This is a genomic window from Xanthomonas sp. 3075, assembly GCF_014197275.1.
In the GTDB taxonomy this organism is placed as follows: Bacteria; Pseudomonadota; Gammaproteobacteria; order Xanthomonadales; family Xanthomonadaceae; genus Xanthomonas; species Xanthomonas campestris_B.
Window position 1 is genome coordinate 81,957 of sequence record NZ_JACIFI010000017.1, and the last position, 16,524, is coordinate 98,480.

At 65.1% G+C, this 16,524-nt stretch carries 14 protein-coding genes, 1 other RNA gene and 1 pseudogene; 8 read left to right on the forward strand and 8 right to left on the reverse strand.

Annotated features, from left to right (window positions below):
* Positions 1-73 precede the first annotated feature (73 nt).
* Positions 74-1,153: a DNA polymerase IV gene (gene dinB, locus GGR62_RS15960; protein WP_184408830.1), complete on the reverse strand. Its 1,080-nt coding sequence runs from the start codon at positions 1,151-1,153 to the stop codon at positions 74-76.
* 330 nt (positions 1,154-1,483) lie between these two features.
* Between dinB and fabA the strand changes: the two genes are divergently transcribed.
* The 4 genes and pseudogenes from fabA (at position 1,484) to GGR62_RS15980 (ending at position 4,337) form a co-directional block, all read left to right on the forward strand.
* A complete protein-coding gene (gene fabA, locus GGR62_RS15965) occupies positions 1,484-1,999 on the forward strand; it encodes a 3-hydroxyacyl-[acyl-carrier-protein] dehydratase FabA (protein ID WP_184408831.1) in 516 nt (171 codons plus the stop codon).
* Positions 1,999-3,207, forward strand: a complete 1,209-nt coding sequence (gene fabB / locus GGR62_RS15970; protein WP_184408832.1) for a beta-ketoacyl-ACP synthase I — start codon at positions 1,999-2,001, stop codon at positions 3,205-3,207. The genes fabA and fabB overlap by 1 nt, the downstream gene beginning before the upstream one ends.
* Positions 3,208-3,243: 36 nt before the next feature.
* Positions 3,244-3,581, forward strand: a pseudogene (locus GGR62_RS15975) (M3 family metallopeptidase); the annotation flags it as partial.
* Between the two features lie 93 nt (positions 3,582-3,674).
* Positions 3,675-4,337: an SH3 domain-containing protein gene (locus GGR62_RS15980; RefSeq protein ID WP_184408833.1), complete on the forward strand. Its 663-nt coding sequence runs from the start codon at positions 3,675-3,677 to the stop codon at positions 4,335-4,337.
* Between the two features lie 462 nt (positions 4,338-4,799).
* On the opposite strand, the gene GGR62_RS15985 is transcribed toward GGR62_RS15980, so the two are convergent.
* The 5 genes from GGR62_RS15985 to GGR62_RS16005 form a co-directional block, all read right to left on the reverse strand.
* Positions 4,800-5,468: an SH3 domain-containing protein gene (locus GGR62_RS15985; protein ID WP_184408834.1), complete on the reverse strand. Its 669-nt coding sequence runs from the start codon at positions 5,466-5,468 to the stop codon at positions 4,800-4,802.
* 310 nt (positions 5,469-5,778) lie between these two features.
* Positions 5,779-6,390 (reverse strand): SH3 domain-containing protein, encoded by a 612-nt coding sequence (locus GGR62_RS15990; RefSeq protein ID WP_260306179.1) that lies wholly within the window; start codon positions 6,388-6,390, stop codon positions 5,779-5,781.
* Positions 6,391-6,559: 169 nt separating this feature from the next.
* The gene (locus tag GGR62_RS15995) at positions 6,560-8,584 is read right to left on the reverse strand and encodes a M3 family metallopeptidase (protein ID WP_184408836.1); all 2,025 of its coding nucleotides are present in this window, start codon (positions 8,582-8,584) and stop codon (positions 6,560-6,562) included.
* Positions 8,585-8,628: 44 nt separating this feature from the next.
* Positions 8,629-8,704: non-coding RNA, sX9 sRNA (locus tag GGR62_RS16000), on the reverse strand.
* A 75-nt stretch (positions 8,705-8,779) separates the two neighbouring features.
* Positions 8,780-9,883, reverse strand: coding sequence for a PLP-dependent cysteine synthase family protein (locus tag GGR62_RS16005; protein WP_184408837.1), 1,104 nt, complete (start codon positions 9,881-9,883; stop codon positions 8,780-8,782).
* 133 nt (positions 9,884-10,016) lie between these two features.
* Between GGR62_RS16005 and GGR62_RS16010 the strand changes: the two genes are divergently transcribed.
* The 4 genes from GGR62_RS16010 to gloA all read left to right on the forward strand — a co-directional run bounded on the left by GGR62_RS16010 (position 10,017) and on the right by gloA (position 14,321).
* Positions 10,017-10,427 carry a CopL family metal-binding regulatory protein gene (locus tag GGR62_RS16010; protein WP_184408849.1) on the forward strand — a complete coding sequence of 137 codons (411 nt, stop codon included), beginning with the start codon at positions 10,017-10,019 and terminating at the stop codon, positions 10,425-10,427.
* A 100-nt stretch (positions 10,428-10,527) separates the two neighbouring features.
* Entirely contained in the window at positions 10,528-12,315 is a 1,788-nt protein-coding gene (locus GGR62_RS16015) for a copper resistance system multicopper oxidase (RefSeq protein WP_184408838.1), read from the forward strand.
* Positions 12,312-13,583, forward strand: a complete 1,272-nt coding sequence (locus tag GGR62_RS16020; protein ID WP_184408839.1) for a copper resistance protein B — start codon at positions 12,312-12,314, stop codon at positions 13,581-13,583. The genes GGR62_RS16015 and GGR62_RS16020 overlap by 4 nt, the downstream gene beginning before the upstream one ends.
* 213 nt (positions 13,584-13,796) lie before the next feature.
* Positions 13,797-14,321 (forward strand): lactoylglutathione lyase, encoded by a 525-nt coding sequence (gene gloA / locus GGR62_RS16025; protein ID WP_184408840.1) that lies wholly within the window; start codon positions 13,797-13,799, stop codon positions 14,319-14,321.
* A gap of 163 nt (positions 14,322-14,484) precedes the next feature.
* Here the strand turns inward: gloA and GGR62_RS16030 are convergent, their stop codons facing one another.
* Both GGR62_RS16030 and GGR62_RS16035 read right to left on the reverse strand, forming a co-directional pair.
* The gene (locus GGR62_RS16030; protein WP_184408841.1) at positions 14,485-15,633 is read right to left on the reverse strand and encodes a hypothetical protein; all 1,149 of its coding nucleotides are present in this window, start codon (positions 15,631-15,633) and stop codon (positions 14,485-14,487) included.
* Positions 15,634-15,870: 237 nt separating this feature from the next.
* Positions 15,871-16,344 carry a hypothetical protein gene (locus tag GGR62_RS16035; protein ID WP_184408842.1) on the reverse strand — a complete coding sequence of 158 codons (474 nt, stop codon included), beginning with the start codon at positions 16,342-16,344 and terminating at the stop codon, positions 15,871-15,873.
* Positions 16,345-16,524 lie beyond the last annotated feature (180 nt).

Genomic DNA, 16,524 nt, shown 5'->3' on the forward strand with positions numbered 1-16,524 from the left:
CGGAATGTCCCCGCTTGCGTCGGATGCGGGTAGCACGCCCAGGCAGCGGTACTGCATGCACAACGCGGCGCGCTCACTGCGCCTGCGGCAGATCGCCGAACAAGTCGCCCTGCACCGCGCCCTGCTCCACATCGCTGAAACCGCTCAGTCCCACACCGACCAACCGATATCGGGTGTCGTCCGGCAACTCCACCCGTCGGGTCAGCGCCAGTGCAATCTCTGCCAATGCATCGAGCGAGGCAGGTGGCTGATCGGGCGTGTAAGAGCGGGTCAGAATCCGAAAATTGGAGGTCTTCAATTTCAGCACCACCGTGCGCCCGATACGCTCGGTGCGCCGCGTGGCGAGCCAGGTTTTCTCGGCCAGGCGCAGGATGTGCGGATCCAGCGCCTCCAGCGCGATGTCTTCGCTGAAGGTGTCTTCCGACGACACCGACTGCACCTCCTGATCCGGTTCCACCGGGCGCTCGTCGATGCCGCGCGCCCGGCGATACAGGCTCTGCCCGAAGCTGCCGAAATGGGCCTGCAATTCTTCCTGGGGACGCAGCCGCAGATCGCTGACGGTAACGATGCCCAACGCGGCCAGCTTGCCGTTCATCACCTTGCCGACGCCGGGAATGCGATTGACCGGTAACGGCAGCAGGAATGCATCCACACGGCTGGGCGCGATGACGAACTGCCCATCGGGCTTGCGCCAGTCCGAGGCGATCTTGGCGAGAAATTTGTTCGGTGCGATGCCGGCCGACGCGGTGAGCTGGGTTTCCTCGCGGATCTGGGCACGGATCAGCTGCGCGATTTCGGTAGCCAACTGCATGCCGGTCTTGGCGTGCGTGACATCAAGATAAGCCTCGTCCAGCGACAACGGCTCGACCAGATCGGTGTGTCGATGAAAGATCTCGCGCACCTGCCGCGACACCGCCTTGTAACGCGCAAAATCCGGCGGCACGAAGACCGCATCCGGACACAGACGCTCGGCACGGATCGCCGGCATGGCCGAACGAATGCCGAAGGTGCGCGCCTCGTACGATGCCGCGCAGACCACCGAGCGCGCGCCGCGCCAGGCCACCACCACCGGTTTGCCGCGCAGCGAAGGATCGTCACGTTGCTCCACGGACGCGTAGAACGCATCCATGTCCACGTGCACGATCTTGCGCATCAAACTGGCGTCTCTCCATCGATAGGCCGTCCATGATAAATCAGCCGCGTCTCATGCCTTGAGCTGGCATCGCGCCTGGCGAGCGCGACCGCGACGCAACACCACATGCGCAAGCCGTTGGCAGCGGGTCCTGCGCCTCCCCGCCCCAGTCTCACGGCTGCATGCCATGAGGTGTGGCGCGCCATCGATCCGCTGGCACAGATTGCCTGCCGCTCCACGCAAACGGCGGAAAACAGCACGCATGCGTACGGATAAAACGTTTGATTGAACCGCGCGCCCTCATGCACCCTTGCGGGCTTGGCCTTATCGCTGCTTGCAGGAATGTTCGTGATGACTCGTCAAAATGCGTACTCGCGTGACCAGTTGCTGGCCAGCGCGCGCGGGGAATTGTTCGGGCCCGACAGCGGGCGTCTGCCCAACGATCCGATGCTGATGTTCGACCGCATCACCGAGATCAACGACACCGGTGGTGCGTACGGCAAGGGCGTGATCCGCGCCGAACTGGATGTGCGCCCCGATCTGTGGTTCTTCGATTGCCACTTCATCGGCGACCCGGTGATGCCCGGTTGCCTGGGCCTGGATGCGATGTGGCAGCTGACCGGCTTCTTCCTCACCTGGATCGGCGCAGCCGGCCGTGGCCGCGCGCTGGGCTGCGGCGAGGTCAAGTTCACCGGCCAGGTCTTGCCGAGCGCCAAGCTGGTGAGCTACGAAATCGATATCAGCCGCGTGATCAACCGCAAGCTGGTGATGGCGCAGACCGATGCACGCATGCTGGTGGACGGGCGTGAGATCTACACCGCCAAGGATCTGCGCGTAGGCATGTTCACTTCAACGGAGAATTTCTGATGCGCCGCGTCGTCGTCACCGGAATGGGCATTACCTCGTGTCTGGGCAATGACCTGGACACCGTTTCAAGCGCACTGCGTGAAAGCCGCTCCGGCATCACCGCATTGCCCGATCACGCAGAGGCCGGCCTACGCAGCCAGGTCGGCGGCGCGGTGGCGCTGGATCTGGACAGCCTGATCGACCGCAAGCTCAAGCGCTTCATGGGCGATGCCTCGGCCTACGCGTACCTGGCCATGCGCGATGCGATTGCCGATGCCGGCCTGGATGCTGCGCAGGTCAGCGACCTGCGGACCGGCGTGATTGCCGGCTCCGGTGGCGGCTCGAGCCAGTGGCAGGTGGAAACCGCCGACCTGCTGCGCAACCGTGGCGTGCGCAAGGTGGGCCCGTATATGGTGCCGCGCACCATGTGTTCGGCGGTGTCCGCATCCTTGGCCACCGCATTCAAGATCCGTGGCCTGAGCTATTCGCTGTCGGCCGCCTGCGCGACGTCGGCGCATTGCATCGGTGCGGCCGCCGATCTGATCCGGCACGGCGCGCAGGATGTGATGTTCGCCGGCGGCGGCGAAGAATTGCACTGGACCATGAGCGTGATGTTCGATGCGATGGGCGCGTTGTCCACCGGCTTCAACGATCGCCCTGCAGTGGCCTCGCGCCCCTACGATGCGCAGCGCGATGGCTTCGTCATCGGCAGCGGCGGCGGCATGCTGGTGCTGGAAGACTACGACCACGCGATCGCCCGCGGCGCACGCATCCATGCCGAACTGCTTGGCTATGGCGTGACCTCCGATGGCGCCGACATGGTCGCCCCGAGCGGCGAAGGCGCGGTGCGCTGCATGCAGATGGCCATGCAAGGCCTCAGCCAGCCGATCGACTACCTCAACACCCATGGCACCTCCACACCGTTGGGCGATGTCACCGAGCTGGGCGCGGTGCGCGAGGTGTTCGGCGACAACGTGCCGCCGCTGTCCTCGACCAAGGGATTGTCCGGGCATTCGCTGGGCGCGGCCAGCGTGCATGAGGCGATCTACAGCCTGCTGATGCTGCGCGACGGCTTCATGGCCGGCTCGGCGCATATCGACGAACTCGACCCACGTGCGGAAGGCTTCCCGATCCTGCGACAAACCCAGGACGCCACGTTGAACACGGTGATGTCCAACAGCTTCGGCTTCGGCGGCACCAACGCGACGCTGGTGTTCGGCCGGGTGTGAGGACACGGCGGCGGTATTGATTGCCGGGTGCCAGTGCAGAACAGCGTCTCCGAGCAGGAAGTGAAGCCGTCTTTCACCGAGCCGAGGGTGCTGGCCGGCTTGTTCGATGTGATCCACAGCCTGTATGGCCTGACCGTCAAACCCGATGGCGCGCCGGTCTGGCGTGAGGACGTGCGCTTTTATCGTCTGCAAGATGCGCAGGGCGCGCTGGTCGGCCAGGTCCAACCGCCGCGATACCGCCAACGGCGTGCAGACGCCGCTGGTGTATCTGGTGTGCAACTCGCGTGCAGACCGGCTAACCGCTGCCACGCAATCTGTTCGATCGGTTGCTGGCCGCACGCACTTTCCAGAGCGGCATGTTCACCGTGCGTCAGTGGCCAACAGGCGCGCAGCGAGGTGGTCGTCGCGGCAGTGCGATTCCGGCATGGCCGCATCGCATACATTGATCAGGACACAAGGAGAGCGCAATGAAGCGACGTCCGTCATTGACTGTACTGTGGTTGATGCTTGTGGCGGCGCCGGCGGCGGCGCAGCACGCCGGGCATGCCAGCAGCCTGGCCGGCCTGCGCGCAGGTCCTGCCGAGGAGTATCGACGTGTGGGCGAGGTCCAGCCTGGCGGGGCGCTGAAGGTCTACGGCTGCTTCAACAATCGCCAATGGTGCGACGTGCGCTCGGCAGATGCGCGCGGCTGGATGCCTGCGCAGGCCATCGCCCTCAACGGTGGCGTTGCGACCCGCGTTGTGCCGAGCGTTGGGTTTTCGCTGGATGCGTACTGGAATGCCCATTACAGCGGCCGCGACTGGACCATCGAGAGCGAACGCGCGCTCTGGCGCGAGCATACGCCGGGCAGCGCGCCGGAGTTGGAGATCCTCGCCCCCGGTGAGGGCCTGCCGGCGATGGGCAAGCCCTCCATCGCAAGACGTACCAAGGCAGAAACACGCGCAGACAGCGAGCGGATCCAACGTGACCGGGCCGAGACCGAGCGGGCGAAGCAGGAGGGGGCCAAGAGAGAGCGTGCCGAGCAAGCCGAGCGGGAGTGCATCGACAAGGCCCGCGCCGAGCAGAACGTGCGAGGCCGCGGCCCGGTGAGCGAAGCCTCGGCGACGGCATGTCGCAAGGCAAGCTACTAGCCAGGCGATGGGTTCGAACACGCGAGCGGCGGGCGGTCCGCCATGGCGCGTGCATGGCGTGCCTCAGCCATGCGCGCATCGAACGCTGTGGAATGCAGCGGTTCGATGCTGGCGGGGGATCGAAACCTTGTGAACAATCGTTGGCGGCAAGAGGCGCGCACCGGAACCGGAGCGGGTGCGTGGTAATGCCGACTCCGAACACAGCGCCTGACTACGGGCGCATTGGCGCTGTAAGTCGCTCTTGAACTGCGTCAAGCCTCCTGGCCGATCCACCTCCCGCCAGCGAAGCTCGCCCTATGAGCGCGGTGCAGCCGGAAGAACCGGCGGCCTTGTCGGCATGCGTGGTGATGACCCTGACGTGTCTGAGACGAGCGAGGCACGACCGATGTCGCGTCATCGCACGCGCCCTGCTACCTGATCGCCCGGTGCGAGCCGGTCGTCTTGCACACGACCGGTTTGCTCTTAATCGTCACGCTTGAAAAATTCACGTTGCCGTTCTTCGTTCTCGAAAGAGGTACGCTTCTCGTCGATACAGCTCTTCACGGCACTACTCTCCAGTCCCGATCGCTTGCAGCGATGGAGCTCGTCCTGCTGCCTGTCCATGCGTATGCGCGACCTCTGGTATGCATCGATCTGCGCCCGCTCCCGCGCGGTACGTTCGTTGTTTGCGCGGGTTTCTTGCTTGACACGTTTTGCGATGGTGTCCGGGCCAGCGCCCGGGTCGTTACTGGGCGCCATCATGTCCAGGCTGGGAGCGTCGCCCGGCATATAGTCGCGCCACAACGCACGTTCGCTCTCAACGGTCCATTCGCGGCCGCGATAATGCGCATCCCAGTAGTCATCGAGCGAAAACGACACCACGCGGGTCACCGCCTTGCGATCGAATGCAATGTCCTTGGCCAGCATCCAGCCACGCGAATCGGGTGAACGCACGTCGCACCATATCGTGTTCTTCAGGCAACCGTAGACCTGAAGCGTATTGCCCTGCTGCACATCGCCAACGCGCCGGAATTCCGCAGCCGGGCCGGCGCGCAAACTGGTGCTGCTACTAGCGTGGCTGATCTGTTGCGCCACGACCGGAAAGGCCACCGCCATCAGCCCCCCTGCAATCCATGACAGATGACGTGTCATCGCATTCTCCTTATGTTCCGATTACTCCGCGCGATCCAACCACGTCGGGACCGGCGATGGGCGCAGATACAGCGAAAGCAACCTCAACGTAACGCGAACGCACCACCAGGCCAACGCCCGGCAAGGCAGCGCAGCGCCGGCCGCGATCCCGCAGGTTCCAACACGATCTGCAGCGCATCGCCAGGCGCATGATGAATATGGCGATATCCAGTGGTGCAGGTTCGCCGCAACACATGCAACATCGCTGTTCGGACCGATGTGATGGAGCGCTGACGGCCAACGTCTGTCATCTCAAACGACAGAACACGCGCTAGTTGTGGTCCTGCAGCTGGTAAGGCCGCGGCGGCCACCAACCGGTTTGGGGCGGATCGTTCTCATAGCGTTTACGTTCCCGCTGGATGCGTGCATCGCTTTCGCGCGCTTCTCTTTCGCGGTTGCGCTTTACAACATCCGGTGGCGGAGCCTGATACATGCGTTCGCCGGGTGGCACCCACTGCGGCGGCGGCGCGGCGCCAAGGGTCGGCGGCGGCACACTCGCCTCGGCGGGCCGCGCGATCATGCCCGGGGCCAGGGGAGTGCCTGGCTCATGCCTGCGCCAGTAAGCGCGCTCGCTCTCGACGGTCCATTCGCGGCCGCGATAATGCGTATCCCAGTAGGTGTCCAGCGAAAATGGCACCACCGGGACTACGCGGGTCACGCTGCCGCGATCCAGGGCGATGGCCTGCGCCGGCATCCAGCCGCGCGAATCGGGCGAGCGCACATCGCACCATGCCCCGTTCTTCAGGCAACCGTAGACCTTGAGCGCACCGCCGGGCTGGACGTCGCCCACACGCCGGTATTGCGCGTCAGGGCCGGCATGCAGGCCCACCGCGCGATTGGCGTGACCGGCCTGTTGCGCCGCGACCGGAAAGGCCACGGCCATCAATCCTGCTGTTATCCATGCCAGGCGTCGCATCATTGCGTTCTCCCTGTGTCCTGATCCATTCACCCGGTCCGACCACCGCAGCGGTCACCGGCGCGACAGATATAACCCAGGCAACCTCAACGCAACACGAACGCGACACCTCGAACCATCGCAGCGCAAGGCACGCTCAGCCGGCCATGCCGTTGTGCCGCAACAGCGCATCGATGGTTGGCGCGCGACCACGGAAAGCGCGGAAGTTGTCGGCCGCACTGCGGCTGCCGCCACGCGACAACACTTCATGGCGGAAGCGCGCGCCGGTATCGGCCACCTGTTCGGGTGCTTCTTCGAAGGCGGCGTAGGCATCGGCACTGAGCACTTCGGCCCACTTGTAGCTGTAGTAACCGGCAGCGTACCCCCCGGCGAAGATGTGGCTGAACTGGTGCGGGAAGCGATTCCACGTCGGCGGACGATTGACCGCCACCTCGTCGCGCACGCGCTCGATCAGCTGCAGCACGTTGTCCTGGCTGGGGTCGAAGCTGCTGTGCAGTTGCATGTCGAACAGTGCAAATTCCAGCTGCCGCACGGTGAACATGCCGCTCTGGAAATTGCGTGCGGCCAGCAGCCGATCGAACAGATTGCGTGGCAGCGGCTCGCCGGTCTGCACGTGCGCGGTCATCGCCTGCACGCGCTCCCATTCCCAGCAGAAGTTCTCCATGAACTGGCTCGGCAGCTCCACCGCATCCCATTCCACGCCATTGATGCCGGCCACACCCAACTCGCCGATGCGCGTGAGCAACTGATGCAGGCCGTGGCCCATTTCATGGAACAGCGTGGTGACTTCGCCATGCCGGAACGTGGCCGGCGTATCGCCACTGCCACGCCCGAAGTTGCACACCAGATACACCAGCGGCGTCTGCACGCCGTTGGCGGTCTCGCGGCGGTTGCGGCAATCGTCCATCCACGCGCCACCACGCTTGCCTTCGCGCGCGTACAGGTCCAGATAGAACTGGCCGACCAGCGCGCCCTGTGCATCCTGCAGACGGTAGAAACGCACATCCTCATGCCAGACCGGGGCGCTATCGGGTTCCACACTCAGTCCATACAGGCTGTGGATCACATCGAACAGGCCGGCCAGCACCTTCGGCTCGGTGAAATACTGCTTCACTTCCTGCTCGGAGAAGCTGTAGCGCGCCTGCTTGAGTTTTTCCGAGGCGTAGGCCAGATCCCAGGCCTGCAGTTCGTCCAGGCCCAGTTCGTCGCGGGCGAAGGCTTCGAGCTCGGCGCGATCGCGCTGCGCATGCGGTTTGGCGCGCACCGCCAGATCGCGCAGGAAGCCCATCACTTCGTCCGGGCTCTGCGCCATCTTGGTGGCCACCGAATACTCCGCGTAACTGGCAAACCCGAGCAGCTGCGCCAACTCGGCGCGCAAGGCGAGGATGCGATCGATATTGGCGCTGTTGTCCAGCGCGGCATCGCCGAACTCGGAGGCACGCTCGGCATTGGCGCGATACAGCCGCGCGCGCAGTTCGCGATTGTCCGCATCGGTTTGCACCGGCAGATAGCACGGCATCTGCAAGGTGAGCTTCCATCCCGGCATGCCGTCTTTTTCCGCAGCAGCGCGTGCGGCAGCGACGACTTCGGCCGGCAGGCCAGACAGTTCGGCCTGGTCTTCGGTCAGGTACGACCACGCATCGGTGGCATCGAGCACGTTCTGCGAAAACGTGGCGGCCAGCGCTGACAGGTCTTCCTGGACTTGCGCAAACCGCGCCTTGGACGCGTCATCCAGCTCGGCACCGCCGAGGCGGAAATCGCGCAACGCATTCTCCAGTACCTTGCGGCGTGCATCGTCGTAGTGCGCGGCTTCCGGCGATGCGGCCAAGGCCTTGTATTGCGCATACAGCGCCAGATTCTGCGCCAGCGCGCTGCCGAAGCGGCTGATCTTGGGCAGGTTGCTGTTGTAGGCCTCGCGCAGTTCGGGTGTATTGACCACCGCCTGCAGATGACCCACCTGCCCCCACGCACGCCACAGCCGCTCGGTGGCATCGTCCAGCGGCACCACGAAGCTGTCCCAGCGCACCGGGCTGACCTGCTCTGCCGCTTTCACTGCGGCTTCGGCGTCGGCCAGCAGTTGATCGATCGCCGGGCCCACATGCGCGGGGCGGATGGCATCGAAGGACGGCAGTCCGGACAGGTCGAGCAACGGGTTGGTCATGGGGCGCTCCGGCGGTGGACTGGATCAGGAAGAACAGAAAGAGGGGATGGCGACACCTGGCGAGCAGCTGTCAGGTGTATGCGGACGGCACGCAGGAACCGGTATGCACGCGCGGCACATGCCGATTCCGAACACAGATCGCGCCCGCCTGGCGGTGAGCGCTGTCGCGTTGATCGTCATTCCAGGAGATGGCGGTCATTCCAGCGCTGCACAAGGCAGCGTCGGCAACTCGCCGCCGTTCACGGCAGTGGCGATGGCCGCATCGCTGGCGGTGACGTCGATGTCGCGCGCCACGTACCAGGCCGGATCGTAATAACTGTGCGCGTAACGCTCGCCGGCATCGCACAGGATGGTGACGATGGAGCCGGTGCGGCCTGCCGCGCGCATGCGCTGCGCAGCCTGCAGTACACCGACGAAGTTGGTGCCGGTGGAGCCGCCGACGCGCTTGCCCAGCGTGGCGCTGACGTGGCGCATCGCGGCCAGGCTCAGCGCATCGGGCACCTTGATCATTTCATCCACGCAGCTGGCGATGAAGCTGGACTCTACCCGCGGGCGGCCGATGCCTTCGATGCGCGAGCCGCCGGTGATGGCCAGTTCCTTGGGGCAGTGCCCTTCCACCGCACGGCAATAGCCGTCGAAGAACACCGACACTTCCGGGTCGGCGCACAGGATACGGGTGGCGTGGCGCCGATAGCGCACATAGCGCCCCAAGGTGGCGCTGGTGCCGCCGGTCCCGGGGCTGCAGACGATCCACTCGGGAATCGGGTGCGGCTCTTCGGACAGCTGCTTGAAGATGGATTCGGCGATGTTGTTGTTGGCACGCCAGTCGGTGGCGCGTTCGGCGTAGGTGAACTGGTCCATGAAATGCCCGCCGGTTTCGCGGGCGAGCTGGTGCGAGGCGCTGTCCAGATCGCAGGCGCGCTCGACCAGGTGGCAGCGGCCGCCATGGAATTGAATCGCGGCGATTTTTTCCGGCGAGGTCGAGGCCGGCATCACCGCGATGAACGGCACGCCCAGCAAGCGCGCGAAATAGGCCTCGGAAATGGCGGTGGAACCGCTGGATGCCTCGATCACCGGTCGCCCGGCGCGCAACCAGCCATTGGTCAGCGCATACAGGAACAGCGAGCGTGCCAGCCGGTGCTTGAGGCTGCCGGTCGGGTGGCTGGACTCGTCCTTGAAGTACAGGTCGATGCCCGGATACCCCGGCAAGGCCATCGGGATCAGGTGGGTGTCGGCCGAACGGTTGAAATCGGCTTCGATCTTCTGGATGGCGGCGGCCACCCACTGGCGCTGCGACATGGCGGCACTGTGCGGCGAAAGGAAACCCCAATTCTACCGCTGCCGGGCATGCAGCCACGGCGGGCGGGTCATCGGGCGGACAGCTGGGAGCCGATGCTATGCTCGCCACACCTGCCCGCCTGCGTTGAATGCCGTGCTGCGTTGTCTGCTCCGCCTGCTGCTGTGCCTGTGCCTGGTTGCCAATACGGCCACCGGCGCGTGGGCGTCGGTGGGCATGGCGATGTCGCAGACTGCAGTGGCTGCAATGGCATCGACCGCATCACGGGCGCAAATGGCGCATGCGCCCGTGTCGGCCGCGATGCCCTGCCACGAGCCCATGCCGGCGCAGGCGCAGATGCCGTTGCCCGACGATGGCAAGCATGCGCATGCGGCCGATTGCTGCAAACTGGGCAGCTGCGACTGCCTGCAACACGGCAGCCTCGCCCTGCTGACCTTGCCTGCAGTCCCGGCGGGGCTGCCTGGTCGGCCCGCACTACCTGCCACGCTGGCCGTGGGGCGCAGCAGCCCCATGCCCGAGCAACCGGTTCGACCTCCCATCGCCTGAGCGCTGACGGCGTTGCCGTCATCGGCCCCGCGTGCGTGTTGCGCGGGCTTTTCAGCGATGCGCCGTGTCCGCCGCGTTGGCGGATGGCGTCGGAGATGTCATGTCGTTCGATCCCTCTTCTTTCGATCCACCCTCCCATGGCGGCCTGAGCCGGCGCCGCTTCGTGCAAGGCCTTGCGCTGGGCGGTGTTGCCGCAGCCGGCAGCCTCTGCCGCGGCGCGGCGCATGCGGCCACGCCGGTGACGCCTGTATTGCGCGGCAGTAACCAGGCGCTGCAGATCGGCCGCATGCCGGTCAACATCACCGGGCGCACGCGCACCGCCATCACCGTCAATCAGAGCCTGCCGGCCCCCACGCTACGCTGGCGCGAGGGCGACACGGTGAGCGTGCGCGTGCGCAACGCGCTGGCCGATCAACCGACCTCGGTGCATTGGCACGGCCTGTTGCTGCCGGCCAATATGGACGGCGTGCCGGGCATGAGCTTCGATGGCATCGCGCCGGGGCAGGAATATCACTATCGCTTCGCGCTACGCCAATCCGGCACCTACTGGTACCACAGCCATTCGATGTTTCAGGAGCAGAGCGGGTTGTACGGCGCGATCGTCATCGACCCGCTGATACCGCCGCCATATCGGCACGATCGCGAGCATGTGGTGCTGCTCTCGGACTGGACCGATCTGGACCCGGCCGCGCTGTTCCGTCGGCTCAAGCAGATGCCCAGCCACGACAACTATGCGCAGCGGACCGTGGGCGATTTCCTGCGCGATGCGCGCGAAGATGGCTTGCGCGCAACACTGGCCGATCGCGGCATGTGGGGGCGCATGCGCATGACCCCGACCGACCTGTCCGACGTCAATGCCAACACCTACACCTACCTGCTCAACGGCGTCGCGCCAGCCGGCAACTGGACCGGGCTGTTCAAGCCTGGCGAAAAGGTGCTGCTGCGTTTCATCAACGGCTCGTCGATGACCTACTTCGACATCCGCATTCCCGGCCTGCGCATGACCGTGGTGGCGGCCGACGGGCAGTACGTGCACCCGGTGAGCGTGGACGAACTGCGCATTGCGGCGGCCGAAACCTTCGATGTGCTTGTCGAACCCATCGGCCAGGATGCGTTTACGGTGTTCGCGCAGGACATGGGACGCACCGGATTCGCCTGCGGCACGCTGGCGGTGCGGCATGGGTTGCAGGCGCCGATTCCTGCGCTGGACCCGCGCGCGATCTTGACCATGCAGGACATGGGGCACGGCGACGGCATGCACCATGACATGCCGCCCATGCACGGCGCCGCCGGGATGCAGGCCGCGCATGCGGGGCATGAACTGCACACGCATGACGCTGCCCCAGCGCATGCGCACGACAAGACCCCACACCACCCTGCCAGCGAAGATGGCAATCCCTTGATCGACATGCGCAGCAACGCCACTGCGCCGCGCCTGGACGATCCCGGTGTTGGCCTGCGCGACGACGGCCGCCGGGTGCTGTGCTACGCCGACCTGCACAGCCTGTTCGACGACCCGGACGGCCGCGAACCCGGTCGCGAGATCGAGTTGCATCTGACCGGGCATATGGAAAAGTTCGCATGGTCGTTCGATGGCATTGCCTTCGCTTCGGCAGAGCCCTTGCGGCTGCAGTACGGCGAGCGGCTGCGCATCGTGCTGGTCAACGACACCATGATGCAGCACCCCATCCATCTGCACGGCATGTGGAGCGACCTGGAAGACGCCGACGGCAATTTCCAGGTGCGCAAGCACACCATCGACATGCCGCCCGGCACACGCCGCAGCTATCGCGTCCGCGCCGATGCACTGGGCCGCTGGGCCTATCACTGCCACCTGCTGTACCACATGGAAGCGGGCATGATGCGCGAAGTACGGGTGGACGCATGAGCGCGCCCGGCACCCACTATCGGTTGATGATTGCGCTGCTGCTGAGCGCATCGGCTGCTGCGCAAGAACATGTGCATGCGGCGATGGATGGACCTGCGCGCGACGATGGTGCAGCTGCAATGCACGGCGCCGACCAGGCAACGGCAGCCAAGCCACAGGCCTCTGGCGCGACAGATGCATCGCCGCCATCTGCGCGCAAGAGCGCAGATGCGATGCAGATGGAGCATGCGCATCCGCAGCACTCCAGCACTGCATCGCCAGTCGCCAACCTTGCGGACAGCACGCCTGCGCAACGCCCGGGACAAGACGACGTTTCCGCATCGCCTGCATCGATGCGTCACGCAGGCATGCAGCACGTTGATGACCAGCATGCCGCACACGCGACCTCTCCGAACCCACAACCGGACCACACCCACCAGCCGCAGGCGAACACGGACCACGGTGCAATGGATCACGCGTCGATGCCGCATGGATCGATGGATCACATGCAGATGGGGCATGCGCCGCCCAGCAACGCACAGACCCCCCCCACGGCATCGCTTGCCGGTGCCGCGCTGCCGCGCGAGCCGATTCCGGAACCCACTGCCGAAGAGATCGCTGCGGCGTTCGTGCCATTGCACCGCCATGCGATGCACGCACCAGGCATCCACCACTATGTCCTGCTCGATCGGCTGGAAGCCTCCGACACCGATCGCGGCAGCGGCCAGGAGTGGGAAGCACGTGCGTGGATCGGTGGCGACATCGACCGGGTGTGGCTACGCAGCGAAGGCCAGCGGCATGCCGGACGCAGCGAGGATGCAGCGATCGAGGCGTTTTACGGTCATGCCGTCTCGCCATGGTGGGATCTGCTGGTGGGTGCACGCCAGGACATCGGAGCGGGCGAGCAGCGCAGCTGGGCGGCCTTCGGCGTGCAGGGGCTGGCGCCCTACAAGTTCGAAACCGACGCCACGCTCTACGTCGGTGGCGGTAGCCGCGCGGCATTGCGATTGGAGGGCGAATACGAGGTGCTGCTCACCAACCGCCTGATCCTGCAACCGCGCGTGGAAGCCAACATCGCCCTCACCGACGATGACCGGCGCGGCGTGGACACCGGACTGGAGCAGGTCGAGGTCGGCCTGCGGCTGCGCTACGAAATCACCCGTCGTTTTGCGCCATACGTCGGCTGGGTCCACAGCCGCCGCTTCGGCGACACTGCCCGACGCGCCCCGATGGACGACGAACCGGCACGCGACAGCCGGTTCGTTGCCGGCGTGCGCATCTGGTTCTGAGATAGCCACAGTGGTGCGCATGGGCGCCAATCACCACGCCCATGCGCACCGCCTGCACGCGTGCAGCTGCAGGCATCCCCGACGACCGGCCACGACCCATGGCGGCCAGACCGCCAACTTGCGCAATGCAGACACGCCGACGACCATTGCCTCGCTAACATCGGTGTCCACTGCAGCGCTGAACTGCCTCCCGATTTCAACAAGGAAACCGCAATGCCTTTGACCGATCTGCAACACGTCCCCGGCGCCAGCACCGCGCCCGCCGACACCGCCGGCTTCGTGTTCAACCACACCATGCTGCGCGTCAAGGATGCGCAGCGTTCGCTGGATTTCTACACGCGCGTGCTGGGCTTTCGCCTGCTGGATGCGCGCGACTTTGCCGATGCCCAGTTCAGCCTGTACTTCCTGGCGCTGCTGCCCGAAGGCACCGCAATCCCGGACGACGATGCCGCACGTCGCCTGTGGATGGCCGGCATCCCCGGCGTGCTCGAACTCACCCACAACCACGGCACCGAAACCCAGGACGGCCCGGTCTACCACGACGGCAACAGCGAGCCGCGCGGCTTCGGCCACATCTGCATCTCGGTACCTGACATCCACGCCGCCTGCGCGCGTTTCGACAGCCTCAAGGTGCCTTACCAGAAACGTCTGGAAGACGGCCGCATGAAGCACCTGGCCTTCATCAAGGACCCGGATGGCTACTGGGTGGAGATCATTTCCAATACGCCGCTGGCGTAACGCATCAAAAAGCCCGGAATCGTTCCGGGCTTTTTATTTCAAACCTGTGCGCCGCCGGCAGTTGTTGCAAAGCGGCGTGCTCAGGCAGGGCGTGTCGGCAGGGATGACTGCCCGCCTGGTTGAACAAACGCCGCGCACTCAGCACGCAGCGCGGCGCGTAGTGTCAGTTCGAGGTCGCAACAGCCTCTCTGTCCGGGAACCACTGCGGCAACCGCTCGGCGAATTTCGCCGCGCATTCGTCGCTGTAGGCTTGCGCGGCCTCTTTGACCAGCGCGTAGTCGTTCGCTTCCCACTCTTCCAGCGAGGCGGTGCGCGGTGTCGGCGCACAGTCCAGATTGACCGGGCTCGCCTTGCGCTTCAGAAGGCCGCTGCGCTCTCCGCCGATCGTCACTGCATAGCGCAGCTCGTAGGGCGATTTGGTGTCGGCCAGGCTCTGGTAGACAAGCAGCCAATCCGATATCACCACCTGCAGCGGGAACGGATCCACCGGCAGCGCTGCCGGATGCCCGGTGAAGTAGGTCTTCAGGTGCGCATTGACCGCATCGCGCTGCAATTGATAGCCAGGGTTGCCCAGGCCTTCCATCTTCTCGCCCTTCAGCTGGCCCTTGCCGAAGGCCGACACTGCGATGCCGCGCGCGAACAGGCTAGTGGCGATCTGCAGACCCACTGCCGCACCAGTGTGCCCGCGCCGTACCACCCGTAGCATCTCGTCGCCATTAGGCAGACCGTTGGAACCCACACGCATGCTGGAATGCAGCGGAAGCTGCAATGCCCAATCCGCCGACGGTGCAACGACCGCACCGGCATCGCCCTGCGTTTGCGGGGAGGATTGCTGTTGTGTTGTAGCAACCGACACCGTACCCGCAGCTACGGCGGCCGCATACGTTGTCGCTGTCGAAAAATCGCCGGCGGCAAATGCGGGTATCACGGCCACGGCCTCTGCACCACGCGTGGCCGTACAGAACGCACTGGACGCACGCATCTGCGCTTCGTGAAAGCCGATGCCGCTGACCTGATGTACAGCTGCATCCTGGCCGTATTGCGTGACCAGCTTGGCAACGAGGGCCTCCTGCTCGACAGGCTGATGGCCGCACACCTTGGCAGCAGCGATGCGCGACCAGGCAAATTGCAGTGCAGGATCCCAGCCCATCGCATCTTCGCCAACGAACCCATGGTCGTAGTGATAGGCATAGATGGCAGGATCGATCTCCTGCAGCGTCATTCCACCTTCACCGGCATAGCCCGGCGGCAGGTCTTGCGCAATGGCAAGCCCAGGCAATGCCAGCAGCACCGCCGCGATATACGTTTTCATGAATCCCCGTCCCTATGGATGATTGCGACGCGCTGCATGTCCCCCATGCAGCGCGACCGATGTGCCACAGCACATCAACGCTGTGGCCATCAACAATGCAGGACATCGATTGCCGGGTATGGCACAACCCCACCCGGCAGATCTGCCTGCCGGGATAGTGTGCGCCAGCGAGAGGGCGACCGCAGTCAGGACGGGCCCGACGCGGGTGTCGGGACCGGCCCTGCCTGCGATCACTGCTCAGGCATGCAGGATCCCGCCTGCGCCCGGCTGCCAGTTGCACGGGGTGCGTAAGGCGGCGAGCGTGCGTACCAGTTCGTGGTAGCTCCCGGCCAGCTGCGCGAACAGGCCGGCATCGCTGCAACGCGTGTCGGCCACTTCGAAATAGGCACCGCGCCCCAGATCGATGAAGTAGTCCACGCTGAGCCGACGACGCTGCGCCACGCCCGGAAACAGCCCGGCAATCAACAGACAGCCATCGCCGACATCGCGCAATGCATCGGCACGCACGCTGCCAACCTGATCCTGCGCGTGCAGCCACGCCAGCGCCTGCGTGCGCGAGAGCAAATGCGCATCGCGCTGAAAGCGCAGCAACACAAACACCAGATAGTGCTCGCGTGATTCGTCCAGCGGACGTGCAATCCGCTGCCCCGCCTCACGTACCAACGCCTGCCACAACTCGGCCGGCGCGCCCTGTTTGAAAGACTCGTGCATATGTCCTCCTGCGTGGTGGGACCCTCGCCAAGACAGAAGCATATTCCAGGCCAAACTGTTAGCACTGCCGGTTACCGAGCGCTAAGGAAGGTCTGAACAATGAGGCCTGAGAGTGCGGGATGTCGCATCGTTCCGGAGAGTCGCGTTTGGATCTTCGGATTTTTCGCAATTTCTGGAGCT